Here is a 26125-nt window from a genome sequence, read left to right as displayed (position 1 = left end):
ATGCGTGAATTATGGCGTCATACCTATCGCTTGCGTCGCCACGCACGCTGAAATTTACGGTCCTAGTGGCTTGTCAGGCGCTCGTCGTCCGCTAAACATGCGCTATGTTAGGTGTTTGCTATTATCCCGAACATTGGCCGGAAGAATATTGGGCACGTGACGCCCGCCGGATGCATGCGCTTGGGCTGAGCTATGTCCGGATCGGCGAATTTGCCTGGGGACGGATTGAAAAGAGCGAGGGCGTTTTTGATTGGGCGTGGATGGACCGTGCGATTGAAACGCTCGGCGCTGCGGGCCTCAAGGTCGTGTTGGGCACGCCAACCGCAACGCCGCCCAAATGGTTATGCGCAAAATATCCGGATATTCTTCCCGTTGATATTCAAACCGGTCAAGTTCGCGGATTCGGATCGCGGCGGCATTATGATTTTTCGAGCGAAACCTATCTGCGGCAGGCCGAGAGTATCACCGCAGCGATGGCAGAACGTTACGGACAGCACCCCCATGTCGTGGGTTGGCAAACGGACAATGAACTGTGCTGCCACGACACGACGATGAGCGCGTCGCCAGCGGCCTTGGAAAAGTTCAGAGCCTATTGTGCAAAGCGTTATGGTAATATCGAAACGTTGAATGCGGCATGGGGCAATGTATTCTGGTCCATGGAATATGATGGCTTTGACCAGATCGACCTTCCATTTTTTACCGTATGTGAAACGAACCCAGCGCACCGGCTGGCTTATCGCCGCTTTGCATCGGAACAGGTCGTACATTTCCATGACGTCATGATATCGGCCATTCGCCGTCATGCCGGGCCGGAACAATGGGTGACGCACAACATCATTCCGCCGGCGACCACGGGCATAGATAATGTGGCCCTAACGCAGGCGCTCGATTTCGTGAGCTATGACAATTATCCGCTCGGCTTTTCCGATCAATTGATGGCGACAGCGTCGGCGGAGGAATGGCGGCCATTCATGCGCACAGGCCACCCCGACCTTGCTGCGCTGAATTTCGATTCGGTGCGCGGCCTATCTAAGGGTGCGTGGTGGGTAATGGAGCAACAGCCGGGCCCTGTTAATTGGGCACCGCATAATCCGCGCCCGGCGCCTGGTATGGTGCGGCATTGGACTCTGCAGGCCTTTGCCCATGGCGCGGCCTGTGTTGCCTATTTTCGTTGGCGGCAAGTGCCATTTGCGCAGGAACAAATGCATGCAGGGTTACTGCGACCCGACGATATGCCCGCGACAGCATGGGCGGAGGTGGAGCAGGTAGCGGCAGAGATGCAGTTACTGGGCGATGTTTCGGCAGTGGCGCCAAAGGCATCGGTGGCAATCCTCATCGATCCAGTATCGGGCTGGGTAGATGATATTGAACGCCAAGGTGCAGGCTATCGTTATGATGCTGTGCTGTTCCAATATTATTGTGTGTTGCGCAGCCTTGGCGTTGATGTGGACTTTGTTTCGGCAGGCGAAGCGAGGTTGGATAGTTACAAGTTGATTATCGTGCCAACGCTGGCAGTTGTCGATGACGCTGCGTTCGATACGCTAAGGGCGAGCGAAGGGCTGTTGCTATTTGGTCCGCGCTCCGGCGCTAAGACGGCAGAATTCTCCATAAGCGAAGGCCTTCCTCCGGGACGATTGCGGGAATTTGTGCCTATCAAAGTGACGTCGGTGGAAACGCTCCGGCCCGATTGTAACGGGACGATCACTTACAAGAACGAAGTCCATGAAAGTGGCCGTTGGCGCGAGACGATTGAGGTTGGCGCGGTGGATGTCATTGCCACCTATGAAGATGACGCCCCCGCAGCCGTCCGGTCCGGGCGGAGCCTATATCTCGCGACATTGACGGACGATGCCTTTATCAAAAACCTGCTGGTGGATCTGTGCGCGGAGGCTGGGGTCGCGATAACGCCGCTGCCGCCGACCTTGCGCTTGCGCCGCCGGGGTGACCTGACCTTCGCGTTTAATTTGGCGGATAGCGCTGTGAACGCCCCTGCTCCAAACGGCGCAGTGTTTATCATCGGTGGTGCGGAAATCGAACCTTTTGGCGTAGCTGTCTGGCGTTAGCGTTCTTTGGTCGCGCTGAATTTTAGGTCAGGATGCTTTTCCTGCTGATAGCCGACATCCCATGACGAACGCGCCATGAACACAGGGTGGCCATCACGATCTTTGGCCATATTCCCGCCATTGAACGATACAAATTGCGCCAATGCACTATCCGGACCAATCAGCCAGCGCGCTGTGTCATAAGGCGCCGCTTCCAAAAACGCATCGACCTTATATTCGGCCTCAAGCCGGGAGATCAGCACGTCCAATTGTAATTGCCCGACCACGCCAATGACCCAGTTAGAACCGATTTCAGGGTAGAATACCTGAATCACGCCCTCTTCGCTTAAGTCATCCAGCGCCTTACGCAATTGCTTGGTCTTGGTGGGGTCGCGCAATACGACACGGCGCAAGATTTCCGGAGCAAAATTGGGTAGGCCCGTAAAACGCACATCATTACGTTCCGACAAGGTGTCGCCGACACGCAACGTGCCGTGGTTGGGAATGCCAATGATATCGCCGGGTTCGGCGCTATCGGCAATTTCGCGATCTTGGGCAAAAAACAGGATAGGCGAGTGAATCGCAACGGGCTTTCCAAGTCCGGACGGCGTGAGTTTCATGCCGCGCTTGAACGTGCCTGAACACAACCGCATAAAGGCGATACGGTCACGGTGCTGCGGGTCCATATTGGCCTGCACCTTGAAGATAAAGCCAGTGACTTCCTTTTCCGAAGGATCAATATTGCCCTTTGAACTTGGTTGCGGCCGCGGCGGGGGGGCATAAGCGGCGATGGCGTTGATGAGCTCAATCACGCCAAACTCCTTCAACGCTGACCCGAAGTAAACTGGCGTCAGGTCACCGTTCTGGAATGCGGTTAGGTCAAAGTCCGAATATCCGGCTTGGGCAAGCTCTGCCTCTTCGCGCAGTCGGTTTACGCCGGCTGGCGTCAGCACCTCTTCCAGCGTTGCCGCGTCTAAGCCTTCATGGTCGCTCGTCTTGCCTTCAAACGCCTTGCTGTCGCCTGACGGTTGGCTCAGACGACCACTGTTGAAATCATATAGGCCTTCAAACTCGCCACCCATACCGACAGGCCAGTTCATCGGGCACACATCTAACGCGAGCGCGTCGGCCACCTCGTCAATGGTTTCAAAAGCGGCACGGCCCTCGCGATCAACCTTGTTCACGAAGGTGATGATTGGCACACTGCGCAGGCGGCACACTTCAAAAAGCTTGCGGGTCTGAGGCTCAATGCCTTTGGCCGCATCGATGACCATGATGGCAGAATCAACGGCGGTGAGTGTGCGGTAGGTGTCTTCGGAAAAATCCTCATGCCCCGGTGTGTCGAGCAGGTTGAAGACAATACCATCTTTCTGGAATGTCATCACCGACGATGTCACCGAAATGCCGCGCTGCTGTTCGATTTTCATCCAGTCCGAACGGGCACGCCGTGCTTGCCCACGTGCCTTGACCTCACCGGCCAAGTGAATTGCGCCACCTTGCAGCAGCAATTTTTCCGTCAGCGTGGTTTTACCCGCGTCAGGGTGCGAAATAATGGCAAAGGTTCGGCGGTTCAGCGTCATGCAGCGCGGCTTAGGGACGATTGATTATCGCTTCAACCCGTTTGTGAGCATGTCAGCGGCAATGCTAGCGACATCGGTCACGTCGCGATCTTCGCCCATGACACCGTATCGTAGGCCTAGAAACACGTTCATGCCTACAATCGCCCATGCGTGGACCTCGTCGACATCCTCGCGCAACTGGCCCTTGGCAGCGGCGTCTTTCAAGCTGGCGAGATAGCCGCTGACGGTGTCCTCATAATGCGCGCGGTAGCTTGGCGGATCGACAAATTCGGCTTCATCGATAATCCGGTATAATTCCTTATGTTCGCGCACGAATTCAAGGAAGCGGGCAAGCCCTTTTCGTTCGCCCTCAAGCCGGTCGGGTTCCGCTGCCATCACTGGGCCGACATTGCGCCGCACCTGTGCCGACATATCGCGTACCAGCGCGCGGAACAAAGAATCTTTCGAATCAAAATAGGTGTAGAAACTGCCAAGTGCGACGCCCGCGCGTTGGGTTATCGATACAACGGAGCTTTCATGAAAACCCTTTTCGCCAAACTCTGCCGCGGCTGCATCTAGCAAGAGGCGAAGGGTCTTGCGCCCTCTATCGGTGCGCGGGGTTTTACCAGCCGGTGTCATTGTTGCTGATATGCCACGTTCTGCGGACATTCGCTACGCTTTCTAAATACATTAAATTGAAAGATGGTTCAACTTTCATTATAAAGAAATTTGTGAACGGGTAAAGACCGGCAACATTGGAGGAGAGTGAACCATGAAACCCCCTAAAACTTCTGTATTTCGTGCTGCATTATTGGCTAGCATTGCAACATCAGGCATTGCCTGCGCGGCGCCAGCATTCGCGCAAGACGTTGCGCCCGCGATGGACGAAGCCGAGGGCGGCGGTGAAATCATAGTGACTGCGCGTCGCCGCGAAGAAAATCTGATCGACGTACCAATTGCCGTTAGCGCCTTTTCCGGTGAATCTCTGGAGTTGCGCGGCGCGCTCGACATCACCGAAATCGGAAATATTACTCCAAACACCACGCTTGAAACATCGCGTGGCAGCAACTCGACATTGTCCGCCTTCATCCGTGGCATCGGGCAGCAGGATCCAGTTTCCGGCTTTGAACCCGGCGTCGGCATTTATCTTGACGATGTCTATCTAAATCGCCCGCAAGCAGCTGTACTCGATATTTATGAAGTTGAGCGTATTGAAGTGCTGCGTGGTCCGCAAGGCACATTATATGGACGCAACACCATTGGTGGCGCGGTGAAATATGTGACTAAGCGTTTACCAGAAGAATTTGCACTGAGCGCACGTGCGACCGTTGGTACTTATGATCAGGCCGATGGTGTTTTGACCATATCGGCACCCATTGGTGAGATCGTTCGCGTCGGCGGCAGCGTCGCGCGGCTTTCACGCGGCGGCTTTGGCGATAACCTGACCACCGGTCTTGAAAATTATAACAAGGACGTATGGGCAGCGCGCGGCACGTTGGAGCTTGGCGGATATGGCGCGCCGGTTTCGGTGCGTATCAGCGGCGATTATAGCCATGACAAGAGCGACCCACGCGGCGGTCATCGCATCATTCCCGGATTGTTGTCGGGCGCACCCGTGCTGGACAATGTTTTTGACACACGCGGCGGGCTTGTTGATCCGAAACAGGATATCGAAGCTTATGGTCTCGCCATGAACATTTCGGTGGACCTGTCCGACACCCTGACGCTGCGTTCCATCAGTGCATGGCGCAAAGATGACACGTTGACACCCATCGACTTTGACGCGCTGCCTGCCGCCGATGTTGACGTCCCCGGTGGCTATTTCAACGAACAGGTCAGTCAGGAAGTGCAATTGCTTGTGGACGCTGGTCCGTTCAGCGGCATGGTCGGCGCATATTATCTGGATGCCACGGCAGATACCTTGTTCGATGTGCGCCTGTTCACGACGCTTAATGGATTGACGGCATTTACGAAGGCTGCGGTTGATACGGAAACCTATGCCATCTTCGGTGATTTTACGTACGATCTTTCCGAACAGCTCAGCCTGTCGGTTGGTGGCCGTTACACATGGGATAAGCGCACCGCGGATATCCTGCGCCAAAACTATCTTGGCGCTGGCTCGCCATTCTTTGGCGGGGCAGGCGTCGCCTTTGGTGCAGCCAGCACAAACTTCAGCGGACAGCGTGATTTCAAAAAGTTCACGCCCCGCATATCGCTGAGCTTTAAGCCAACGCCAGACGACAATATCTACGCCAGCTTCAGCCAAGGCTTTAAGGGTGGCGGCTTTGACCCGCGCGGCGTGGGTGCCAATGCGCCCGACCTCAACGGCAATGGCATCCGCGGCGAAAATGACGAAGTGGCTGCGTTTTTGAGCTTCCGTCCAGAAAGCGTCGATAGCTACGAAGTTGGTTATAAGGGCAATGCGTTCGACGGCGGCCTGACCTTCGCGCTCGCGGGCTTCTACGCTGATTATAAGGACGTGCAAATCCCCGGTTCGGTTGCTTGTATTGTCAGCGGCCTGCCATCCTTCTGCGGCGTAACGTCCAACGCAGGCAAGGCGACCTTCAAAGGCGTCGAGCTTGAGATTAACGCACGGCTTGGCGAGAGCGTTGCCAATGATGGTGATCGTTTGAACCTGCTAGGTGCAGTGGGTTATATTGATGCGAAGTTCGACCAATATATCTCGAACATCGCGAGCGTCCCGACCGATGTTGCCGCCTTCCGCGATGTGCAGAACACACCTTCATGGACCGCCAGCGCAACGCTTGCCTACATGACACCAGTTGGCGCGGGACGCTTGAATCTGGGCACAACCGTTTCGTATCGCAGCAGCACCACGCAGTTCGAAATTCCGAACCCCTATATCGATCAATCGGGCTATGCCCTCGTCGACGCAAGCCTGGTGTATACCGCGCCTGATGATCGTTGGAGCATTGGGCTTTATGGTAAGAACCTGCTCGACAAGGAATATAAAACTTCGGGCTACAGCTTCATTGCTGGCAATGCGACGACTGGCGTGCCGATCATTGGCGGAAACGGTTTGCCCGTTGCGTCACTGGGCCGCGAAGGCACGCTGACCGCATTTTATGGCAACCCGCGTCAGCTGTTTGTGACCGCTGGCGTGAAGTTCTAAAAACTGCGCGAAGGCGCATGAAAAAGAAGGCCGGGTCATCATGCCCGGCCTTTCTTTTTATCCGCGAAGCACCGCGCCCAGTTTGGCTGCGGCCGCAATGACCTTATCTGAAATCAGTTTCAGATCATCATCGCCATAGCTTTTGTCGGTGGGTTGAAGCGTGACCTCAACCGCCAGGCTGACTTGGCCCTCGGGTACGCCCTGCCCGGAAAAGCGGTCAAACAAGCGCGCTGCGACGATGTTGTCTTTGTCGCATCCCTTTATGGCGCGAAGGAGATCATTGGCCGGCATGTCTTCTGCTACTAGAAACGCAAAATCGCGTGTCACGGCTTGCAAGGCAGGCGGGGTGAAAGCTGGCCGCATGAAATCGCTCGCCTTCTTCAAAGGTATGGCATCCAAAAAGATTTCCGCCGCAACGACAATGCCATCAAGGTCGAACGCTTTCGCCTTCGCCGGATGTAAAGTGCCAAAGGCCGCCAATATGTTCTTTGGCCCCATGCGCAAGGTAGCAGATTGACCTGGGTGATAATGCGCGCCGGCATCATCCATCACCAGCAGATTGTCTGTGGCCACACCTGCAGCCTTGAGCAAGGCAATTGCTTCTGCCTTTGCGTCAAAGGCGTCAAATTTTGCCGATTTACCGGTGGCCCAATTGCGTACAGATTTGTCGCCCGCCAGCACGATTCCTGCAGTTGCGCGCTCGTCGCTCGAACCGTTAGTGCCAACGAAGTAGCGCCGCCCAATCTCGAACAATCGAACCGATGATGCGCCGCGATCTATGTTGCGCTGGGCGGCTGAGAGCAACCCTGGCAACAAGGAAGGCCGCATGACCTTCATGTCCTCGGAAATTGGGTTGGCCAGGCTCCAAGCGCCGCCGCCAAAAGCATCGGCCGCCTTTTGCGGCAGGAAGGACCAGTTGATTGCTTCATTCAATCCACGCGCCGCTGCCGTGCGCCGGATTTTGCGTTCCAAAGATTGCGCGGGCGTCGCCGTTGGCTGAGCCACGCCGTCTGCGCGGGGCAATGGCACCGACACAACATTGTCGAGACCAACCATACGGACGACTTCTTCTACCAGATCGGCAGGCCCATCGACGTCACGACGCCATGATGGCACGGTGACGGCCCAATCGTCGGTTACAGAAAATCCAAGTCGTGTTAGGATGTTGCGTTGTTCTTCGGGCGCAACATCAACTCCACCAAGGCGGTGGCAATAATCTGTGTCATAAGCAAATATGCGCGGCGTGAGAGGCGCTTGACCAACGCGGGTGATGGCGCTTGCCTTTCCACCCGTAAGGTCAAGGACGAGCTTGGTAGCGATCGCCAGTCCATCGTCAAGAAACGCAGGATCAACGCCGCGTTCAAAACGCTGGCGCGCATCGCTGGTCAGGCCAAGCTTCTGTCCCGTACGGGCAATATGTTCTGGGTCGAAAAAGGCGCATTCGATCAGGACGTCGGTCGTATCTTCCGATACACCGCTATGCTCACCGCCCATGATCCCGCCAATGTCGTGCACCATCGTGTCATCGGCGATGACGGTCATGCTGGCATCCAAGGCGTAGGTTTTGCCGTTAAGCGCGACCACCTGCTCACCATCAACGGCTTTGCGGGCGACAAGTGCGCCGTTCAATTTTGCGCGGTCATAGACGTGTAAAGGGCGGCCAAGGTCAATCGACAGGAAATTGGTGATGTCGACCAAAGCGGAAATCGGCTTTTGCCCAATCGCTTTCAACTTGGCGCGCATCCATTCGGGCGCCTCGCCATTGCGTACGCCGGAGACCGATTGAGCATAAAATGCGGGGCACCCAGCTGCGTCATCGGTGCGAACGTTCGGCGCAGGGTCGCTGCCTTCCAAAGGCGTTGAGAGGTCAATTTTATATACGTCGCCTAGCGGCTTTAGCGTGCCCAAGCCTGCCGCCGCGAGATCGCGTGCAATGCCCCGCACGCCCATGCAATCCTGACGATTAGGCGTTATGCTCACATCGATGACGGGGTCATCAAGGCCCGCCCAATCGGCATAGACTTGTCCTATGGGTGCGTCGTCTGGAAGCTCGATAATGCCATCATGGTCATCGCCAAGTTCAAGCTCGGCGATGGAGCACATCATGCCGTTTGATTCGATGCCGCGTATGGCTGCAACCTTCAATACCATATTATTGGCGGGCACGACTGCCCCTGCCGGTCCAAACACGCCAAGCATGCCAGCGCGGGCATTGGGCGCGCCGCATACGACCTGGAGTGGCTCTCCGCCTGCATCAACGGACAGGACCTGCAATTTGTCAGCCTGTGGGTGCGGGGCAGCGCTGATGACCTTTGCGATGCGGAAGGCCGACAGTGACTCGGCGGGGTTTTCAATGCCTTCGACTTCCAAACCAATGCGGTTCAGGCAATCGGCGACGGCTTGCATATCTGCGTCGGTGTCGAGATGCTCTTTCAACCAAGATAAGGAGAATTTCATACGCCTACTCCTCCGCTCAGCGTCGGTACATCGAGCGCATTGAATCCATAATGTTGTAACCAACGATTGTCGCCGTCGAAGAAGGCGCGCAGATCATCCATGCCATATTTTAGCATCGCGAGACGGTCGACGCCGGTGCCAAAGGCAAAGCCCTGCCACACATCGGGATCAAGCCCGCAAGCTTCAATAACCTTACGGTGGACCATTCCGGATCCTAGCACTTCCATCCAGCCTTCGGATCCGCCGATAACGCGTTTGCCGTTGATGACGGAATAGCCAACATCAACCTCCACCGACGGCTCGGTGAAGGGGAAATAACTCGGGCGTAAACGTAGGACTACGTCCTCGCGTTCAAAATAGGCCTTTAAAAATGTCTCCAGCGTCCATTTCAAATGGCCGAGATGAATACCCTTGTCGATGACAAGGCCTTCAATTTGGTGGAACATCGGCGTGTGGGTCGCGTCGCTGTCGCTGCGATAAACACGGCCCGGTGCGATGATGCGGATGGGTGGTTCCTGTGATGTCATGGTGCGAATTTGCACAGGCGATGTGTGCGTACGCAGCACCATTTTTTGGCCATCGCGGGCCATTTCGTCGGGGAAGTAAAATGTGTCGTGCATCGCGCGGGCAGGATGCGTTTCGGGGATATTGAGTGCGGTGAAATTGTGCCAGTCATCCTCAATTTCCGGCCCCTCGGCCACGGCAAAGCCCATATCGGCGAAAATCTCCGCCAACTCGTCCATGACCTGGCTGACGGGGTGAATGGTCCCACGCGGGGCGTCCGGCGCAGGCAGCGTCATGTCGACACGCTCGGTGGCGAGGCGGCGGTTTAGGTCCGCGGTTTCGAGTTCAGCTTTCTTCGCGGCCAGCGCCGAAGTGATGCTTTCACGCAAGCCATTGATGATCGGCCCTTGGGTTTGCCTCTCCTCGGGTGACATGCCACCCATCGTCTTTAGCAAAGCCGACACGCTTCCCTGTTTGCCAAGCGCAGAAACGCGGACAGCCTCCAGCGCCTCCAGCGTGCCCGCTGAATCAATAGCCGCCATCAACTCGGTTTGGAGGGTTTCAATATCCATAATCTTCGTCATTCCCGCGAAGGCGGGAGTTTGACTCCCGCGCTTTCCTAAAATTCACTGCCTGAACTGAATAAGCAAAAGGGCGCGAACGGCAAGTGCCGCCCACGCCCTTTTGCGCAATATCGAAGTTTTAGAAGCTTATGCTGCTTTCGCGAGCGCCGCCTTCGACTGCGCAATGATCGTGCTAAACATCGCGCTTTCGTTCATCGCGAGGTCCGCAAGAACCTTACGGTCCAATTCGACGTTAGCAAGCTTCAGGCCGTGCATGAACACGCCATAGGTCATGCCTTCGGCGCGGACTGCGGCGTTGATACGCTGGATCCACAATGCGCGGAAGTTCCGCTTGTTTACCTTACGGTCGCGATATGCATATTGGCCGGCCTTTTCGACGGCCTGGCGTGCAACGCGGATCGTATTTTTGCGACGGCCATAATAGCCCTTCGCCTGCTCTAAAATTCTTTTATGTTTAGCTTTGGTGGTCACACCACGTTTGACGCGTGCCATAATCTATATCCTTTTCTTAAAAACGTACGCGGGTCTTAGAGACCGTAGGGCGCCCATTTCTTGATTGTCTTGGCATCGGGATCAGAGATCACGCTGGTGCCACGGTTTTGGCGGATATATTTCGCATTATGGCTGCTCAAACGGTGCCGTTTTCCAACGACGCCATGTTTGATCTTGCCTGTTGCGGTGATTTTGAAGCGTTTCTTCACACCGCTCTTGGTCTTGAGCTTGGGCATTTTGGTCTCCTTTGTTGAGTCCGTATCAAGCCGACATGGCAGCCCTATTGGCCAGCCTGCTTATTCGGAAGGCGCGCGACTAGCGGGATTTGCAGACGAATGCAAGTCTATTGCCCGTTCGAAGGCTCTAGAACATGCGTCTATCAGTGATGGCAGACGAGCGCCTCAAGCACATCATCAAGGCGCGCCGGATCACCTACCGCAATTATATGGCCATCCGAAGCCCCATGCAGTGGTTCGCCCGACCAGTCGCTCATCATGCCCCCTGCGCCGGTTATCACCGGAATCAAGGCCGCAAAATCATGCAGTTTCAAGCCAGCTTCCACAACGATGTCGACATGACCACTGGCAAGCAATGCGTAGTTATAACAATCGCCGCCAAAGAGCATTTTCTTATGCGCTGTTTGCGCAGCCAGCGCCATGAAATGGTCACCATCATGCTGGCTGAAATATTGCGGTCCAGATGTCGCCAAGGTTGCGTCGGTAAGTGCTCTGCACGAGCGGGTTTGCACTGGCGCGCCGTTCAGTGTTGTCGGATAGCCCGCCGCGCCAACCCAGCGTTCGCCGTTAATGCATTGGTCAATGACACCGAGCACGGGCCAATTGTCCTCCAGTAAGGCGATGAGCGTCCCGAATATCGGGCGCCCGGCCATGAAGCTGACTGTGCCGTCAATAGGGTCGATAATCCAGCGACGGCCTGATGTGCCCGTCTTCTCGCCAAATTCTTCACCCACGATGCCATCACGCGGGCACTCTGCGTCCAATATCCGGCGGATTGCGGTTTCGGCTGTGCGGTCCGCTTCCGTGACGGGCGAAGCATCTGCCTTTGCCTCATGTATATAAGACGCCCGGAAAAATGGCCGGATTGCCTGCCCGGCTGCGTCTGCCAAGCGATTGGCAAGGAGGATGTCGGCAGGCGTCATCAATCGAATAGAGAGCTAACCGAGCTTTCATCCGCAATCCGCTTGATCGCTTCACCCAATAAAGGCGCAATCGGAAGCTGGCGGATTTTATTGCTCGCATTTGCCGCATCGGATGCAAGAATCGAATCGGTGATGACCAGCTTGCGCAGCGATGATGCGTTCACGCGGTTGACGGCTTCGCCAGACAATACGCCATGGGTAATATATGCAACCACGTCGGACGCACCTGCCGCTTTCAAAGCGTCGGCAGCATTGCACAATGTGCCAGCGCTATCGGCAATGTCATCGATTAGGATACAGAAGCGGTCTTTTACATCGCCGATAATGTTCATTACTTCCGACACGCCTGCTTTTTCACGCCTCTTGTCGACGATTGCGAGCGGCGCGTCGTCAAGGCGTTTGGCGAGCGCGCGGGCCCGAACAACGCCGCCAACATCGGGGGACACAACAGTGATATTCTTGTCGCCATGCCGCTCCAATATATCCGCGCTCATGACCGGCGCGCCGTAGAGATTGTCTGTGGGAATATCAAAAAAGCCCTGAATTTGCCCAGCGTGCAAATCAACGGTCAACACCCGGTCGGCCCCAGCTTCGGTAATGAGATTGGCCACGAGCTTGGCAGAAATAGGTGTGCGTGGGCCAGGTTTCCGATCCTGACGCGCATAACCAAAATAGGGCAAAACGGCGGTAATTCGCTTAGCGGACGCCCGACGCAACGCGTCGATCATGATCAGCAGTTCCATCAAATTGTCATTTGCGGGATGGCTGGTGGATTGAATCACAAACATATCTTCACCGCGGACATTTTCGTGGATTTCTACGAAAATCTCATTGTCGGCGAAACGGCGGACGCTGGCGTTGGTCAGCGGCAATTTCATATAATCGGCAATACCCTGCGCTAGCGGCAGGTTGCTGTTGCCTGTCATCAGTTTCATATGTGCGTCCCCGAGAATAATTGTGCTGCTCTAGCGATGGGAGGCTAGCCTGACAATCGGCTTGCTCCTCTAGTTTGTGGACAATAAGGGTGGAGTTATGACAAACCAGCTTATTATTGCGATGACGCAGCTTAATCAGCGCGTCGGCGACCTTGTCGGAAATGCGGCCGCAATGCTGGAATGGCGGGCGAAGGCTAAGGACGCGGACCTAATTGTATTTCCCGAGCAGCAATTGATTGGCTACCCTGCCGAAGATTTGGTGCTGAAACCTGCATTTGCGGAACGGGCAGCCGAAGAATTGGCCAAACTCGCCGCTGCAACCGCTGACGGCGGCCCAGCGATGCTCGTTGGTTCGATTTTTGTGGATGATGGGGCGTTGTATAATGGCATAGCTTTGCTGGACGGCGGACGGATTGCCGCTGTGCGCTACAAGCATGAACTGCCTAATTACGGCACTTTTGATGAAAAGCGTATTTTTTCTGCGGGGCCGTTGCCAGAGCCTATCGAATTTCGCGGGGTGCATCTGGGTGTGCCCATTTGCGAAGATGGCTGGTTGGCCCCCGTTAGCCTGCATTTACTGCAACGCGGTGCGGAGTTGCTGATTTCGACCAATGGCAGTCCTTACGAAATCGACAAGGATGACCGGCGGTTGGAAGAAGTTTTCGCGGCGCGGGTTCGTGAAACCGGATTACCATTAATGTTCCTTAACCGCGTCGGCGGACAGGATGAGTTGGTCTTTGACGGCTGCTCTTTTGTGCTAAACGCGGATGGTGCGGTTGCGCACCGCCTGCCTAATTGGGAGGAACATCAGCGCGTGACGCATTGGCGCCGCAGCGCAAGTGGCTGGGAATGTGCAGATGGTCCTAAGGCGCACTGGGAGGAACATCCTGCCGATATATATAGCGCGATGGTTGTCGGTCTGCGTGATTATGTAAACACTAATCGCTTTCCGGGCGTGGTTTTAGGCATGTCGGGCGGCATCGACAGTGCATTATGTGCCGCTATCGCAGCAGACGCGCTTGGCCCAGATCGCGTCTGGTGTGTCATGTTGCCTAGCCGTTACACCAGTCAATCGAGTCTAGATGACGCGGCCGAATGTGCCGCGATGATTGGGTGCAAAATTGACACTATCCCCATTTCGCCAGCAGTCGAGGCGTTCGATGGCATGCTGTCGGACAGTTTTGTGGGTCGTGATGCGGACATCACTGAGGAAAATATTCAGTCGCGTATCCGCGGACTTACGCTGATGGCGCTATCCAACAAATTTGGACACATGCTGCTGACGACTGGTAACAAGAGCGAGATGAGCGTTGGCTATGCGACGATCTATGGCGACATGGCGGGTGGATATAATCCGTTGAAGGACGCATATAAAATGACCGTCTTTGCCATTTCAAAATGGCGGAACAATCATAAGCCAAGATTTGCCCTTGGCCGCGATGGGCCAGTAATTCCAGAAAGCATCATCACAAAGCCACCAAGCGCCGAATTACGACCAGACCAGAAAGACAGCGATTCGCTGCCCGACTATCCCATTCTCGATAAGATGCTGCATGCATTGGTGGAAGAAGATCGGTCGGTGGATGAAGTTGTCGCGCTTGGTTTTGAAAGGGACGCTGTCACGCGGATCGAACGTTTGCTATATCTTGCCGAGTATAAACGGCGGCAGGCACCGCCAGGCGTAAAGCTTGGGACACGCAATTTTGGCCGCGACCGGCGTTATCCCATCACCAATGCCTTCCGCAGCGGCGGATAATCTGCGCGTCTTGTAAGTGCAGACTGGAAATCGCGCAGCGCGCGCCTTATTGGAGTGCCATGGCGTTTTTCAAAGATGTATCGTTCCGCAATGCAGGCAGTGACCTTGTAGGGTTTCTGCGCACGCCAGGCCGTCACAGCCCTTGGCTGTTTTTGGCGGCTTGCGTCCCGACAGCGATTATCATGTACACATTTTATCTCGATTCCATCACGAAGGCTACGCCACCGCCGCGCGAAATCATTTATATTGAAAGCTGGCCCGCCACGCGCTCGCTTGAAGAAACGAAGGCCGCAATTGCCGAGCGCCAGAAGTTGAAAGATGAAATGCGCGCCCGTGAAAAGGAAGCCTATAAGGCATTCGGACGCGCCGTCGGAATGGACGTCGACAAGATAGAACGCGAAGCACAAAGCGCGCAAGCGGCGAATAAAACCGTTGCCGCTCCAGCTTCTGCAGGAGCAGGACAATAGCTACCGCCAGCGACCTTCGGTTCATGGCAGCAGCCTTGTCGCTTGCGGAACGCGGCGTTGGGCGAACCGGTCAAAACCCATCCGTTGGGTGTATCATTGTGAAAGACGAGAGGGTGATCGGCCGCGGATGGACGCAGCCCGGCGGCCGTCCACATGCAGAGGCTATGGCGCTTGCCCAAGCAGGCGAAGCGGCGCGAGGCAGTAAGATCTATGTGACGCTTGAACCCTGCGCGCATATATCGCAACGTGGCCCAGCCTGTGCCCAATTATTAGCCGAGGCAGAGCCCGCGAGGGTTGTCATTGCATTGCAGGACCCCGATCCGCGCACTGCCGGTTCAGGCATAATGTTACTTAAGGCCGCGGGCATCGCGGTTACGACTGACGTTATGGTTTCAGAGGCCCGCAAGAGCTTGGCTGGTTTCATAAGCCGGATGAATCGCGGCCGCCCGTTTGTGACCTTGAAAATCGCCAGCTCACTAGATGGTCAAATCGCAATGGCAGATGGCAGCAGCCGATGGATTACTGGCGATGTTGCCCGCGCGCATAGCCATGTCGAACGGGCACGTGCCGACGCAATATTGGTGGGTGCAGGGACTGTTCGCATGGATACGCCACAATTAAACGTTCGGATCGCAGGTCTGGATGCATACCAACCCCGCAAGATCATGCTTGGTAGTGCGGACGCGCCGAAGGGGTGGGAGGTTATCCGTACGCCGCAGGACATTGCAAATTTGGACTGCAACACTTTGTTGGTTGAAGGCGGCGCTGCGACATCGGCAGCCTTCTTGCGTGACGGCCTCGTCGACAGGCTTGTGCTATACCGTGCGCCAATATTGCTTGGTGCAGGCAAAGCATGTTTGAATGACATCGGGCTTACCCAACTTCAGGATGCCCATGGACGCTGGCAGCTTTCAGATGCCCGCAGTCTGGGCCGGGACCGTTTCGAAGATTACGAAAAAGCGAATTAGGAAAAGGGCGCAGTATATATGTTTACAGGTATCATCACGGACGTTGGCAAAATTCGGACATCCGAACAGCGCGGCGATCTGCGTCTCGTCATATCCTGCGCTTATGATATGGATACTGTGGCCATTGGGGCCTCAATCGCCTGTTCTGGTGTATGCCTGACTGTCGTTGATAAAGGCGAAGGATGGTTCGCGATTGACGCATCGGCAGAAACCGTTTCGCGCACAGCAGCCGGCATGTGGGAACAAGGCACCCGACTGAACCTCGAACGTGCCTTAAAGGTGGGCGATGAACTAGGTGGACATATCGTCACCGGCCATGTCGATGGCGTTGGTAAAATTGTCGCCAGTGAAACCATTGGCGACAGTTGGAAGGTAACGGTTGCGGCGCCATCCAGCCTTGCAGCCTATATCGCGGCCAAGGGCTCGATCACCGTTGATGGTGTATCGCTCACCGTGAACGACATTGCAGATCAAGCTGATGGCACAGCGCATTTTATGCTGAATATCATTCCGCACACGGCACAGATGACGACATTAGACACGCTTGATGTCGGACGGCAGGTCAATTTGGAAATTGACGTGCTCGCCCGCTATCTCAAGCGGATGGAAGATATCCGCGCGCGTTAAAAGGGCAGCCAACGCTGCTTTTTGGAAAAGCGCATATAACCCACATTTGCGCCCAGTCGAAGTCCTGCACCTAACCGGATCGGGATTAATACAACACCGCCGCGACGCAGGTAGCTGGCGTTGAAACCGCCACCCAAATAGGCAACGCCTTCGGCCGCTGGAAAGCGTTCGAAAATGTCTTCTGTATCGTACAGGTTATAGACCAAAATGAAGGTGCTACCTGCATTTGCTCCTGCGTCAGGGCCAATGGAGGGGCCAGTCCAATAGATTGGCTTTTGGCCTTCTACACGGTGGTTCAACGTACCGGACCCATAACGAAGACCGACTAAGAAAGCGCCGCCACCTTCACGTCCCACAATATACCCATTGGGGCGGCCCTGTTTTTTGAGGATATCCTCAATCAGCAAACCAAGCCCTTGCGCGCCTTTTCCAAATACGCCTTCTGCGGCGCCAATAAGATCGTCTTCTTGATATGTATCGCCTGTGGGCACGGCCAGTTCCGCCTCTACAACGCTAGGTTGCGCGCTTGAAGCATCTGCAGCTGTGGCCTCTGTAGGTACGCCGTCTTGCATGACCGTTTCGTCTTGCGCAACGGGCGCAGTGCCAGTGCTAGTATCTGGGGCAGAGGGTGGTGTGCCAAGGTCAGCGTCAATCGCGTCATTCGGATCAAAATTGCTGATCTGTGCATATGCAGGAGAAACGACAAGCGCACCTGCTGCCAGCAGCATCATTAGATACTGCATCGGATTCTTTAATCCCATTTTCGCCAAAAACATGTGAACCCACCTTAAAAGTTATTCTTGCTGCGCTATGGACTATCTGGATGAGCGCATGATGAACAGGCTATAATGTCAATCCAATGCGCGTCAAATTGAACCGGTACTCGTAATTTTCTTCTTATCCGCTGTCTGTGTCAATAACCATTGCAGCCAAATGCTTGGGCCGCTATAGGCCGCCCATGCCAAGCGCACAGGAGACGTGGGTGAGTGGCTGAAACCAACGGTTTGCTAAACCGTCGTACTGGTAAATCCGGTACCGAGGGTTCGAATCCCTCCGTCTCCGCCAATCTGTGGCATTGCCAAAGGAAGCGCAGCATCCGTAGTCTGCAAAGTCCAATAATGCGCGCACCCTTCTAAAGATGAAAGCCCTCAGGTGGCTATTTTCACCTTATCCTGCGTTTTGGTGTCAAAATCGCTGGCGTCATGACGTTCATGCAACTGGCTCGCGGGATCGCCCATGACACGGTTGACCATCCGTCCACGCTTAACGGCGGGCCGCTCGGCGATTTGGTCGGTCCAGCGGATGACATTTTTATATTCATGCACCGAAAGAAACGCGCCGGCGTCGTAAATTAGTCCTTTTACCAGCGCGCCATACCATGGCCATATCGCCATATCGGCGATGGTATATGCATCGCCAGCCATATATTCCCGCTCTGCCAAATTGCGATCAAGGACGTCCAATTGGCGTTTCACCTCCATGGCAAAACGGTCAATGGCATATTCGAACTTAAACGGCGCATACGCGTAAAAATGGCCAAAACCGCCGCCTAAATAAGGCGCGCTGCCCATTTGCCACATCAGCCAGTTGATCGTTTCAGTGCGCGCGTGATGTTCGGTGGGCAGGAAAGCACCGAATTTCTCCGCCAGATATAGGAGGATCGATCCTGATTCGAATACGCGGGTCGGTATGGGCGTCGAATGGTCGAACAAAGCAGGGATTTTGGAATTCGGGTTGGCTTCGACAAAGCCACTCGAAAACTGGTTGCCGTCACGGATGTTGACCAACCAAGCATCATATTCAGCGCCTTGATGGCCAAGCGCCAACAACTCCTCAAGCATGACAGTCACCTTAACGCCATTTGGCGTGGCTAACGAATAAAGCTGCATGGGGTGCTTGCCGACCGGTCGCTCTTTGTCATGGGTTGCGCCAGCGATGGGTCTATTAATATTGGCGAATTGGCCGCCATTTTCGGTGTTCCATTCCCAGACGTCGGCGGGAGTATAATCGGAAAATGTCTGAGCCATGGGCATTCCTCAAATAATAGGGTATTGGTGCAGTGTATGGCTGTGCTGGCGCTGGCGCGTCAAGGGTGGTGACGTCTTGCCCCAAGCGCCGTGTTTCTAGCCTGCGCAGATTTTCACGTTGACGCGAACGTAAAGCGGGGCTTTAGTCGTTCGATAATATCAACGGAGAAACAATATGTCCGCCACCGTCGAAATCACCAACGACATCGCCCTGATCCGGATGGACGACGGCAAGGCCAATGCGATCAACTTCGATATGGTTGCGGCTTTGAATGCCGCGCTCGACACGGCCGAGGCCGAAGCGAAAGCCATAGTCCTGACAGGACGAGAAGGCCGTTTTTCGGGCGGCTTTGACCTGAACGCCTTTGCCAGCCTTGGCCCCGATGGCGTGTATAAGTTGCTCGATGCCGGCGCGGAATTGTTGCTACGTATTTATGGCGGACCATTGCCCGTGGTCGCGGCCTGCACGGGCCATGCAATCGCCATGGGTGTGTTCATTTTGCACGCATGTGACACGCGCATTGGCACCGCTGGCGACTATAAAATTGGCGCGAATGAGGCGATTACGGGCATGAACTTGCCCATCTTCGCAATGGAATTGGCGCGTGATCGCCTAAACCCGTCGCACCTGACCCGCGCCATGATTCAGGGCTTTATCTACAACCCGCAAGGCGCGGTCGAAGCGGGCTATTTAGATATGTTGGCGCCAGCAGATGAGGTGGAAGCAAAAGCCTTAGCCATTGCCGGCCAACTCGCGCAGCTCCCCGCCCCTGCATATGCATGGAACAAAAAGGCTATCCGCAAAGCAACGCTTGACCGGATCAAGGCGAGCTTGGGCGCGCATCATAAGCTTTGAGGCGCGTTAGCCCGCCGTTAATGGCGCACACGCTTCTTTCGTCCACGCCAACACTTCGCCGTCCAATTGCGGGCCGACCACCTCAAATACCTTGGCATGGTAATCATTCCACCAGTGTAGCTCGTCAGTATTGAGCAAACGCACGTCCACCAAATTCTTGTCGATCGGCGCGAAGGTCAAAGTTTCAAACCCGAAATAGCGGCCTTCCGCGCCTGCAATGTCACGTTCTTCGACCAGCACAAGATTTTCGATACGGATGCCATATTCGCCTGATTTGTAATAGCCGGGCTCGTTCGACAGGATCATGCCTGCTTGCAATGGTTCATCGCTGCCGGCTTGTCCGCCAGCGAATTTGGCGATGCGTTGTGGGCCTTCGTGGACCGCAAGGAAGCTGCCAACGCCATGGCCGGTGCCATGCGCGTAATCCAATCCTGCCTGCCACAGCGACGCGCGTGCCATAGTGTCCAATTGCGCGCCTCTGGTGCCTTCTGGGAAGACGGCGCAGGCCAAGGCGATATGGCCCTTTAGTACGCGGGTGAAACGGTCCTTCATTTCTGCTGTCGGCTGCCCTGGGCCAACCCAGATGGTACGCGTGACGTCAGTCGTGCCGTCGAGATATTGGCCACCGCTATCGACCAGATAGATGCTGTTAGGTTCAATGGCGCGGTTGGTGCTTTCGTCGACCTTATAATGGCAATGCGCGCCATTAGGGCCAGTTGCAGAGATGGTGTCGAACGACAGATCGTGCAGCTTTCCTGTATCTTGGCGAAATGCCTTGAGCCGGGCGGCGGCGGATAGTTCGTTCAATTCGCCTTTATACGCGGTTTCGTTCATCCAATGCAGGAACCGGCTGAGGGCTGCGCCATCACGGGCTTGCGCGGCGCGGTGGCCGGATTGTTCAATGGGGTTTTTGACCGCCTTGGGCAGGATGGTTGGGTCGCGCGCTTCAATGATATGCGCGCCACCTGCTTGTAATGCGCCAAAAATTGCGGCGACTGCCCGGTCGGGGTCAACAGCAATGCGTTTGCCATTCATCGACCGTAATTCTGGCACAAATTCCGACGGATCGCGCAAGCGCACCGCATTGCCAAGATGGGCGCGGACGGCGTCATCCACCTTTTCCGGCGCAACAAACAGGTCCGCGGTGCCATCGGCATGGGCAAGCACAAAGCTAAGCGCAACAGGCGTATTCGCCACATCAGCGCCGCGGATGTTGAGCAACCATGCCACCGAATCGAGCGCGGAAATGACGGTGCTATCGAGCTTATGCGCCGTCAGCCACTCGGCCACAGCGGCGCGTTTTTCGGCGCTGCATTGTCCTGCATATTGGGTGTCGTGTACGATGAGCTTGGCCACGCTTTTCTGCGGCTGTTCAGCCCACACCCTGTCGATTGGATTGCTTTTCACCGCAACCAGCTCAGCGCCCTTGGCGGCGAGTGCCTTGGTCGCACTTTCGACCCAGCCTTTGGTATGGACCCATGCGTCATAGCCGATGCGCGCGCCACTGGGGGCATGGTCTTGCAACCAGTCAGCGATGCTGGTTTGCGGGACGCCCACATATTGCCAATGCTTGCCGTCCACTTGTTCACGGACCTGCAGCGTGTAACGGCCATCGGTGAAGATCGCGGCTTCTTCGGATAAGACCACGGCAGAACCTGCAGACCCGCCAAACCCTGTCAGCCAGCCCAGCCGCTGGGCATAATCGCCAACATATTCCGACATATGTTCGTCGCAGATGGGCACGACGAAGCCGTCCAGTTGTTCTTTCTTCAATTGTGCGCGTAGGGCGGCGAGGCGGGCTTCATAGGTAGACATATCGGACTTCCGTTCATATGGTTATGACATCCATATACGCGAGGAAGTTGTCTCATGAAAGCACTGCTCCCACTCATTTTTGCAACAAGCGCATTATCTTCGCCCGCATTTGCCCAGAAAGAACCCATGACCGAAAAAGCCACCGCGCACATCAAGCCCCCCATTGCTGCAAAGCGCCCACATCAGACGACGCACCATGGCGTGACGATTACCGACGATTATCACTGGCTGCGCGATTCAAACTATCCAACGATAAATGATGCGGAAATTTTGGCGCATCTGGGTGCCGAAAATGCTTATTTCGACGCGCAAATGGCACCGCAGGCCGCGCTCACCGAAACAATTTTTCAAGAAATGAAGGGCCGCGTCAAAGAGGATGACAGCAGCGTCCCGCAAAAGGATGGCGACTATATTTATTGGTCGAAATTCGAAGAAGGCGCACAATATCGCAAGCATTACCGCAAGCCCGTTGCAGGCGGCGCGGACCAGCTTATCCTCGACGAAAATGAATTGGCCAAAGGCAAGGCCTATTTCCGCCTTGGGGCCGCAGAAATAAGCCCTGACGGCAAGATTTTGGCCTATGCCTATGATGATAATGGGTCGGAACGTTTTGACCTGCATTTCCGCAATTTGGAAACTGGAGAAAAATTGGCCGACATCATCCCCGGCACACTATCGAGTATAGTCTGGTCATCGGATGGGAAGGGCGTCGTCTATGGCCTGGCCAATGACAATTGGCGCACCGACAATGCCTGGTATCACAGATTGGGCGATGCACTTAGCAAAGCGACATTGCTGTATAAGGAAGAGGATATCGGCTTTGGCGTCGGTGTTGGCCTGACCGCGCAAGAAGATTGGATTGTCATTGGCACAGGCGACAATGTCACCAGCGAAGTGCGCTTGGTGCCCGCCAAAAATCCGACCGCGACGCCCATATTGGTGTCCCCGCGCAAGGAAGGCCGCCAATATAGCGTTGATGTCCGCGACGGCACTTTGTTCATTCTGACGAATGATGACCATGTAAACTTCCGCGTGGCGACGGCCAGCATGCAGGCGCCCGGCGACTGGAAAACATTGATTGCCGGTTCAGACCGCCATTATTTGACCGGCCTGTCGTTGTTCAAAAATTTCTATGTGACCGAAGGCCGTATTGACGGCCTCGATCAAGTCGAAATCCGTGATTACGCCGATGCTAAAAAGGTCGAACGGATAAAGTTTCCTGAGGCAAGCTATGATGCGGGCTTGGGCGATAATCCCGAATATGATGTGACGAAGCTGCGGCTGGGCTATGAATCGATGGTCACGCCCGACACGGTGTTTGACTATCATCTTGCCGATGGCCGATTGGAAACGCTGAAGGTGCAGGAAATCCCCAGCGGATATGACCCAAGCCAATATGTCACCGAACGCGTCATGATTACGGCGCGCGACGGGACGAAGGTTCCGGTGTCGATCCTCACGAAAAAGGGCTTTAAGAAAGACGGCAGCCAGCCGCTGCATCTATATGCTTATGGCGCGTATGGCTATGCCATGCCGCCGGGCTTCAGTGCTAACCGCCTGTCGATGGTGGATCGCGGCTTTGCCTATGCCATTGCCCATATTCGTGGCGGTGATGACCTTGGGTACCAATGGTATCTGGATGGCAAGCTGACCAAGCGGACCAACACCTTCAACGACTTTGTCGATGCGGCGAAGGGCCTGATCAATTTGGGCTTCACCAGCAAGGGCAAGGTAACCGCAAGTGGGGGCTCAGCTGGCGGCGAGTTGATGGGCGCGGTGGTCAATCAGGCACCGGAATTATTCGGCGCAGTGGTTAGCCATGTTGCCTTTGTCGATGTGCTCAATACGATGCTCGATAAGGACCTGCCATTGACGCCAGGCGAATGGCCCGAATGGGGCAACCCAATCACCGACAAGGCCGCATTTGATTATATCCGTAGCTACTCGCCATACGACAATGTCGAAGCAAAAGCTTACCCGCCGATGCTATGGACCGCCGGATTGAATGACCCGCGTGTGACCTATTGGGAACCCGCCAAGATGGTTGCAAAGCTGCGTGCGATGAAGACCGACGACAATGTGCTGTTGCTCAAAACCAACATGGGTGCTGGTCATGGCGGCAAGTCCGGACGATTTGAACGGTTGCGCGAAAATGCCGAAGAGGCTGCATTTATTGTGTGGCAAATGGGGCTAGCCAAGTCGGACAAATGACACCATTCGAACGACCTTTCACCGCGCAGCCCGACGACATTGACGAGCTTGGGCATGTTAACAATGCCGTTTGGGTGCGGTGGATTCAGGATATGGCGACGTCGCATTGGCAGGCGGTTGCTGCGCCGGAGCATATCGCGGCTTATTTTTGGGTCGTGACGCGGCACGAGATTGATTATCGCGGCAATATTGCGGCGGGCGAAAGCGTCACGGCGCGTACATGGATTGAGAGCCAGCCCAAGGGCGCTCAGTTTGATCGGCGCGTCGATTTTGTGGATGCCAAGGGCAAGGTGATTGTCCGCGCGAATACCAGTTGGGCGATGATTGATAAGGCAACAGGGCGGCTGGTCCGTGTGCGGCCGGAGGTATCTGCCCCATTTATGAGGTGAGGGTTACGCGCCTACCTCTAAAAATCAATCGCAACGCCCTTTAATTCCCAATCCCCATAGCGGACGGGATCGGGTCGTTCGGCATCGGGCTCAGGTGCGCGCACGACTTCTTCAGGCTGCGGGACTGGTGGGCTTTTGGAAAGATATTCCGGCGCTTTGACATGTGGCGGACGCGTGCCCATAATTTGAATTTCCTTGAGCGAAATAGCTATAAGGGGATATCGGCTTTCATCCCCGCATTTACAAGAACTGGTGTCACAAGTTCAACCGCGCAGAACCGCTCTTCACTTGTGTGTCGCAGACGCCTAGTGCCTTTGTCTATGACTGACGAAATTTCTGGCCTCCCCACCCGCCGCGCCGCCTTGCGGTTGCTTGATACTGTGATGCGTATGGGCACGCCAATGGACCAAGCGACGGCCAATGCAACCAAGGGTCTTTCGCCACCGGATCGCGCCTTGGCGATTGCGATTGCGCAGGAAACTTTGCGCTGGTCGGTGGATCTGGATATTCTCATCGATAGCAAGACCAAACAAGTTCTGCCCGATGATTCCAAGGCGCGGATGGTGCTGCGTCTCGCGCTGGCGCAGATTTTGCGCTTGGGCACGCCTGCCCATGCGGCCATCGCAACGGCGCTGCCCTTGGTCGATGGCGGCCCAAGGCGGCTGGTGCATGGCGTGCTCGGATCCTTGCTGCGCGCTGAAGTGACCTTACCGGAATTGCCGTCCTTGCCAGAGGCGGTGATGATGCGCTGGCACCCAGCATGGGGCGATGACATGATCGCGGGCGCACAAAAAGCATACTCCGAACCGCCGCCATTGGACTTGGCCTTACGCGATCCATCCGCAACCGATGCGTGGGCGGAGCGCCTCAGCGGCGTCAGTCTGATGCCCGGTCATGTGCGTTTGTTGCGGGGTACGGCGGTCGAAGAACTTGATGGCTATGAAGAAGGCGCATGGTGGGTACAGGATCTCGCCGCTAGTCTGCCTGCGCGACTTTTGGGTGATGGCACGGGTAAGCGCGTACTTGATCTGTGCGCTGCGCCCGGTGGCAAGACGATGCAACTCTCGGCGGCTGGTTTTGCGGTTACCGCGCTCGACAACAGCGCGCGGCGCATGGACCGGCTGATGTCCAATTTGGAACGCACGCAGTTGAATGCGGAACGGGTCAACGCCGATGTCATGGATTGGAAACCATCGCAGCCGTTCGACGCAATTTTGTTGGACGCGCCCTGCAGCGCAACGGGCACCATGCGGCGGCACCCCGATGTGTTACAGCGCATCGACCTGAAGGCGATCAATAACTTGGCCGCGATTCAAAGTGCGATGCTGGATCGCGCGGCGGAATGGGTCAAACCGGGCGGCACTTTGGTGTTCGCCACCTGCTCGCTGGAGCCGCATGAGGGCGAGGCGCAGGCCGAGGCATTTCTGGCGCGGCATCCCGAATATACAACAATGCCTGCGACGGCTGCAGAGTTACCCGCTGGGGTGACAGCTAACGCGCAAGGGCATGTCCGCACAATGCCGCCGATGTTAGCTGAGCAGGGCGGTTTGGACGGGTTTTTTGTCGCGCGGTTCGTGCGCAAGGGATAGGTCGGCAATGATCGCGCCCACACTCACAACTGAACGTTTATCGATTGAGCCCATGTCGCTTGCGCATTGGGAGGATTATGCCGCGGCATGGGCCGACCCGCGCATGACCGCATTTATTGGCGGCGAACCGCGCAGCCGCAATGTCAGCTGGGGTAAGATGCTTCAAGGCATCGGCATGTGGCCATTGCTGGGCTATGGCTATTGGGCATTTGTGGAGCGGGCCAGCGGGCGCTTTGTCGGCAATGGCGGACTGGCGCAGTTTGAACGCGGCATAGAAGAGCTGGAAGGCTTTCCTGAGGCGGGGTGGGCCTTTACGCCCGACGCGTGGGGAAATGGCTATGCCACGGAGGCGATGACCGCGATATTATTATGGGCCGACGGCCAAGGGCTGGGCGAAATACGCTGCATCATTGATACCGGAAATACCGCATCGCATAATGTCGCGGGCAAGCTTGGTTTCGCCAAATTTGCAGAATCGCACAATGTCATTGGTGACCTGTATATCTATCGGCGCTAACCGCAGCTATTGCGATAAGCTGTGTATAACGCCCGCCG

The 26125-nt window shown here is 55.7% G+C and carries 23 protein-coding genes and 1 tRNA gene; 12 read left to right on the top strand and 12 right to left on the bottom strand.

Annotated features, from left to right (window positions below; all coding sequences use genetic code 11):
* Nucleotides 1-104: 104 nt before the first annotated feature.
* Complete coding sequence (locus tag D7D48_RS09615) at nucleotides 105-2063, top strand: beta-galactosidase (protein ID WP_125231194.1); 1959 nt, start codon at nucleotides 105-107, stop codon at nucleotides 2061-2063.
* Here the strand turns inward: D7D48_RS09615 and D7D48_RS09610 are convergent.
* Both D7D48_RS09610 and D7D48_RS09605 read right to left on the bottom strand, forming a co-directional pair.
* Nucleotides 2060-3622: a peptide chain release factor 3 gene (locus D7D48_RS09610; RefSeq protein WP_125231193.1), complete on the bottom strand. Its 1563-nt coding sequence runs from the start codon at nucleotides 3620-3622 to the stop codon at nucleotides 2060-2062. The two genes, D7D48_RS09615 and D7D48_RS09610, sit on opposite strands and share 4 nt — an antisense overlap.
* 24 nt (nucleotides 3623-3646) lie before the next feature.
* A complete protein-coding gene (locus D7D48_RS09605) occupies nucleotides 3647-4270 on the bottom strand; it encodes a TetR/AcrR family transcriptional regulator (RefSeq protein ID WP_125231192.1) in 624 nt (207 codons plus the stop codon).
* A gap of 103 nt (nucleotides 4271-4373) precedes the next feature.
* On the opposite strand from D7D48_RS09605, the gene D7D48_RS09600 reads away from it, so the two are divergent.
* A complete protein-coding gene (locus D7D48_RS09600; protein WP_125231191.1) occupies nucleotides 4374-6734 on the top strand; it encodes a TonB-dependent receptor in 2361 nt (786 codons plus the stop codon).
* Nucleotides 6735-6791: 57 nt separating this feature from the next.
* Here the strand turns inward: D7D48_RS09600 and pheT are convergent, their stop codons facing one another.
* The 6 genes from pheT to D7D48_RS09570 all read right to left on the bottom strand — a co-directional run bounded on the left by pheT (nucleotide 6792) and on the right by D7D48_RS09570 (nucleotide 12865).
* The gene (pheT, locus tag D7D48_RS09595; RefSeq protein WP_125231190.1) at nucleotides 6792-9191 is read right to left on the bottom strand and encodes a phenylalanine--tRNA ligase subunit beta; all 2400 of its coding nucleotides are present in this window, start codon (nucleotides 9189-9191) and stop codon (nucleotides 6792-6794) included.
* Nucleotides 9188-10267 carry a phenylalanine--tRNA ligase subunit alpha gene (gene pheS, locus D7D48_RS09590; RefSeq protein WP_425452560.1) on the bottom strand — a complete coding sequence of 360 codons (1080 nt, stop codon included), beginning with the start codon at nucleotides 10265-10267 and terminating at the stop codon, nucleotides 9188-9190. Before pheS ends, pheT begins: the two co-directional genes overlap by 4 nt.
* 138 nt (nucleotides 10268-10405) lie before the next feature.
* Complete coding sequence (gene rplT / locus D7D48_RS09585) at nucleotides 10406-10771, bottom strand: 50S ribosomal protein L20 (protein ID WP_125231189.1); 366 nt, start codon at nucleotides 10769-10771, stop codon at nucleotides 10406-10408.
* A gap of 35 nt (nucleotides 10772-10806) precedes the next feature.
* Nucleotides 10807-11007: a 50S ribosomal protein L35 gene (gene rpmI / locus D7D48_RS09580; RefSeq protein ID WP_125231188.1), complete on the bottom strand. Its 201-nt coding sequence runs from the start codon at nucleotides 11005-11007 to the stop codon at nucleotides 10807-10809.
* A gap of 143 nt (nucleotides 11008-11150) precedes the next feature.
* The gene (hisN, locus tag D7D48_RS09575; protein WP_125231187.1) at nucleotides 11151-11930 is read right to left on the bottom strand and encodes a histidinol-phosphatase; all 780 of its coding nucleotides are present in this window, start codon (nucleotides 11928-11930) and stop codon (nucleotides 11151-11153) included.
* The gene (locus D7D48_RS09570; RefSeq protein ID WP_125231186.1) at nucleotides 11930-12865 is read right to left on the bottom strand and encodes a ribose-phosphate pyrophosphokinase; all 936 of its coding nucleotides are present in this window, start codon (nucleotides 12863-12865) and stop codon (nucleotides 11930-11932) included. The genes hisN and D7D48_RS09570 overlap by 1 nt, the downstream gene beginning before the upstream one ends.
* Before the next feature lie 97 nt (nucleotides 12866-12962).
* Between D7D48_RS09570 and D7D48_RS09565 the strand changes: the two genes are divergently transcribed.
* Genes D7D48_RS09565 through D7D48_RS09550 form a run of 4 tightly spaced genes read left to right on the top strand, consistent with a single transcriptional unit; the run spans nucleotide 12963 to nucleotide 16683 of the window.
* Nucleotides 12963-14621 (top strand): NAD+ synthase, encoded by a 1659-nt coding sequence (locus tag D7D48_RS09565; RefSeq protein WP_125231185.1) that lies wholly within the window; start codon nucleotides 12963-12965, stop codon nucleotides 14619-14621.
* 59 nt (nucleotides 14622-14680) lie between these two features.
* A complete protein-coding gene (locus D7D48_RS09560) occupies nucleotides 14681-15088 on the top strand; it encodes a hypothetical protein (RefSeq protein WP_125231184.1) in 408 nt (135 codons plus the stop codon).
* A 23-nt stretch (nucleotides 15089-15111) separates the two neighbouring features.
* Nucleotides 15112-16056, top strand: a complete 945-nt coding sequence (ribD, locus tag D7D48_RS09555; protein WP_125231183.1) for a bifunctional diaminohydroxyphosphoribosylaminopyrimidine deaminase/5-amino-6-(5-phosphoribosylamino)uracil reductase RibD — start codon at nucleotides 15112-15114, stop codon at nucleotides 16054-16056.
* A gap of 18 nt (nucleotides 16057-16074) precedes the next feature.
* Entirely contained in the window at nucleotides 16075-16683 is a 609-nt protein-coding gene (locus D7D48_RS09550) for a riboflavin synthase (protein ID WP_125231182.1), read from the top strand.
* On the opposite strand, the gene D7D48_RS09545 is transcribed toward D7D48_RS09550, so the two are convergent.
* Nucleotides 16680-17414, bottom strand: a complete 735-nt coding sequence (locus D7D48_RS09545) for a DUF1134 domain-containing protein (RefSeq protein ID WP_245964428.1) — start codon at nucleotides 17412-17414, stop codon at nucleotides 16680-16682. The two genes, D7D48_RS09550 and D7D48_RS09545, sit on opposite strands and share 4 nt — an antisense overlap.
* Before the next feature lie 241 nt (nucleotides 17415-17655).
* On the opposite strand from D7D48_RS09545, the gene D7D48_RS09540 reads away from it, so the two are divergent.
* Nucleotides 17656-17748, top strand: a tRNA-Ser gene (locus tag D7D48_RS09540).
* A gap of 83 nt (nucleotides 17749-17831) precedes the next feature.
* On the opposite strand, the gene yghU is transcribed toward D7D48_RS09540, so the two are convergent.
* On the bottom strand, nucleotides 17832-18710 hold the full coding sequence (gene yghU / locus D7D48_RS09535; protein ID WP_125231181.1) for a glutathione-dependent disulfide-bond oxidoreductase: 879 nt from the start codon (nucleotides 18708-18710) through the stop codon (nucleotides 17832-17834).
* Nucleotides 18711-18885: 175 nt separating this feature from the next.
* On the opposite strand from yghU, the gene D7D48_RS09530 reads away from it, so the two are divergent.
* Complete coding sequence (locus D7D48_RS09530) at nucleotides 18886-19566, top strand: crotonase/enoyl-CoA hydratase family protein (RefSeq protein ID WP_125231180.1); 681 nt, start codon at nucleotides 18886-18888, stop codon at nucleotides 19564-19566.
* A gap of 6 nt (nucleotides 19567-19572) precedes the next feature.
* Here the strand turns inward: D7D48_RS09530 and D7D48_RS09525 are convergent, their stop codons facing one another.
* Nucleotides 19573-21381 (bottom strand): aminopeptidase P family protein, encoded by a 1809-nt coding sequence (locus tag D7D48_RS09525; protein WP_125231179.1) that lies wholly within the window; start codon nucleotides 21379-21381, stop codon nucleotides 19573-19575.
* Nucleotides 21382-21507: 126 nt separating this feature from the next.
* Between D7D48_RS09525 and D7D48_RS09520 the strand changes: the two genes are divergently transcribed.
* Complete coding sequence (locus tag D7D48_RS09520) at nucleotides 21508-23592, top strand: S9 family peptidase (RefSeq protein WP_125231297.1); 2085 nt, start codon at nucleotides 21508-21510, stop codon at nucleotides 23590-23592.
* Complete coding sequence (locus D7D48_RS09515; protein ID WP_125231298.1) at nucleotides 23589-23981, top strand: acyl-CoA thioesterase; 393 nt, start codon at nucleotides 23589-23591, stop codon at nucleotides 23979-23981. The genes D7D48_RS09520 and D7D48_RS09515 overlap by 4 nt, the downstream gene beginning before the upstream one ends.
* 17 nt (nucleotides 23982-23998) lie before the next feature.
* On the opposite strand, the gene D7D48_RS09510 is transcribed toward D7D48_RS09515, so the two are convergent.
* On the bottom strand, nucleotides 23999-24163 hold the full coding sequence (locus tag D7D48_RS09510; RefSeq protein WP_125231178.1) for a DUF1674 domain-containing protein: 165 nt from the start codon (nucleotides 24161-24163) through the stop codon (nucleotides 23999-24001).
* Between the two features lie 138 nt (nucleotides 24164-24301).
* Here D7D48_RS09510 and D7D48_RS09505 point away from each other — a divergent pair, with 138 nt between their 5' ends.
* Entirely contained in the window at nucleotides 24302-25570 is a 1269-nt protein-coding gene (locus D7D48_RS09505) for an RsmB/NOP family class I SAM-dependent RNA methyltransferase (protein ID WP_125231177.1), read from the top strand.
* 7 nt (nucleotides 25571-25577) lie between these two features.
* Nucleotides 25578-26087 (top strand): GNAT family N-acetyltransferase, encoded by a 510-nt coding sequence (locus D7D48_RS09500; protein WP_125231176.1) that lies wholly within the window; start codon nucleotides 25578-25580, stop codon nucleotides 26085-26087.
* Nucleotides 26088-26125: the final 38 nt, after the last annotated feature.

Origin of the sequence: Sphingorhabdus wooponensis, assembly GCF_003933235.1 — a bacterium.
GTDB lineage: Bacteria > Pseudomonadota > Alphaproteobacteria > Sphingomonadales > Sphingomonadaceae > Sphingorhabdus_B > Sphingorhabdus_B wooponensis.
Note: the sequence above shows the minus strand (reverse complement) of the source record. Positions and strands in the feature narration are given on the sequence as shown.

Excerpts from the sequence above, each read along its gene's own strand:
- D7D48_RS09545 (WP_245964428.1), bottom strand. The coding sequence starts at position 17,414 with ATGATGCTGCTGGCAGCAGGTGCGCTTGTCGTTTCTCCTGCATATGCA.
- D7D48_RS09570 (WP_125231186.1), bottom strand. The coding sequence starts at position 12,865 with ATGAAACTGATGACAGGCAACAGCAACCTGCCGCTAGCGCAGGGTATT.
- D7D48_RS09515 (WP_125231298.1), top strand. The coding sequence starts at position 23,589 with ATGACACCATTCGAACGACCTTTCACCGCGCAGCCCGACGACATTGAC.
- D7D48_RS09500 (WP_125231176.1), top strand. The coding sequence starts at position 25,578 with ATGATCGCGCCCACACTCACAACTGAACGTTTATCGATTGAGCCCATG.
- D7D48_RS09505 (WP_125231177.1), top strand. The coding sequence starts at position 24,302 with ATGACTGACGAAATTTCTGGCCTCCCCACCCGCCGCGCCGCCTTGCGG.
- D7D48_RS09550 (WP_125231182.1), top strand. The coding sequence starts at position 16,075 with ATGTTTACAGGTATCATCACGGACGTTGGCAAAATTCGGACATCCGAA.
- D7D48_RS09530 (WP_125231180.1), top strand. The coding sequence starts at position 18,886 with ATGTCCGCCACCGTCGAAATCACCAACGACATCGCCCTGATCCGGATG.
- ribD (WP_125231183.1), top strand. The coding sequence starts at position 15,112 with ATGGCAGCAGCCTTGTCGCTTGCGGAACGCGGCGTTGGGCGAACCGGT.
- D7D48_RS09510 (WP_125231178.1), bottom strand. The coding sequence starts at position 24,163 with ATGGGCACGCGTCCGCCACATGTCAAAGCGCCGGAATATCTTTCCAAA.
- D7D48_RS09565 (WP_125231185.1), top strand. The coding sequence starts at position 12,963 with ATGACAAACCAGCTTATTATTGCGATGACGCAGCTTAATCAGCGCGTC.
- pheS (WP_425452560.1), bottom strand. The coding sequence starts at position 10,267 with ATGGATATTGAAACCCTCCAAACCGAGTTGATGGCGGCTATTGATTCA.
- D7D48_RS09610 (WP_125231193.1), bottom strand. The coding sequence starts at position 3,622 with ATGACGCTGAACCGCCGAACCTTTGCCATTATTTCGCACCCTGACGCG.
- hisN (WP_125231187.1), bottom strand. The coding sequence starts at position 11,930 with ATGACGCCTGCCGACATCCTCCTTGCCAATCGCTTGGCAGACGCAGCC.
- D7D48_RS09560 (WP_125231184.1), top strand. The coding sequence starts at position 14,681 with ATGGCGTTTTTCAAAGATGTATCGTTCCGCAATGCAGGCAGTGACCTT.
- rpmI (WP_125231188.1), bottom strand. The coding sequence starts at position 11,007 with ATGCCCAAGCTCAAGACCAAGAGCGGTGTGAAGAAACGCTTCAAAATC.
- rplT (WP_125231189.1), bottom strand. The coding sequence starts at position 10,771 with ATGGCACGCGTCAAACGTGGTGTGACCACCAAAGCTAAACATAAAAGA.
- D7D48_RS09520 (WP_125231297.1), top strand. The coding sequence starts at position 21,508 with ATGACCGAAAAAGCCACCGCGCACATCAAGCCCCCCATTGCTGCAAAG.
- D7D48_RS09525 (WP_125231179.1), bottom strand. The coding sequence starts at position 21,381 with ATGTCTACCTATGAAGCCCGCCTCGCCGCCCTACGCGCACAATTGAAG.
- D7D48_RS09615 (WP_125231194.1), top strand. The coding sequence starts at position 105 with ATGTTAGGTGTTTGCTATTATCCCGAACATTGGCCGGAAGAATATTGG.
- D7D48_RS09600 (WP_125231191.1), top strand. The coding sequence starts at position 4,374 with ATGAAACCCCCTAAAACTTCTGTATTTCGTGCTGCATTATTGGCTAGC.
- yghU (WP_125231181.1), bottom strand. The coding sequence starts at position 18,710 with ATGGCTCAGACATTTTCCGATTATACTCCCGCCGACGTCTGGGAATGG.
- pheT (WP_125231190.1), bottom strand. The coding sequence starts at position 9,191 with ATGAAATTCTCCTTATCTTGGTTGAAAGAGCATCTCGACACCGACGCA.
- D7D48_RS09605 (WP_125231192.1), bottom strand. The coding sequence starts at position 4,270 with ATGTCCGCAGAACGTGGCATATCAGCAACAATGACACCGGCTGGTAAA.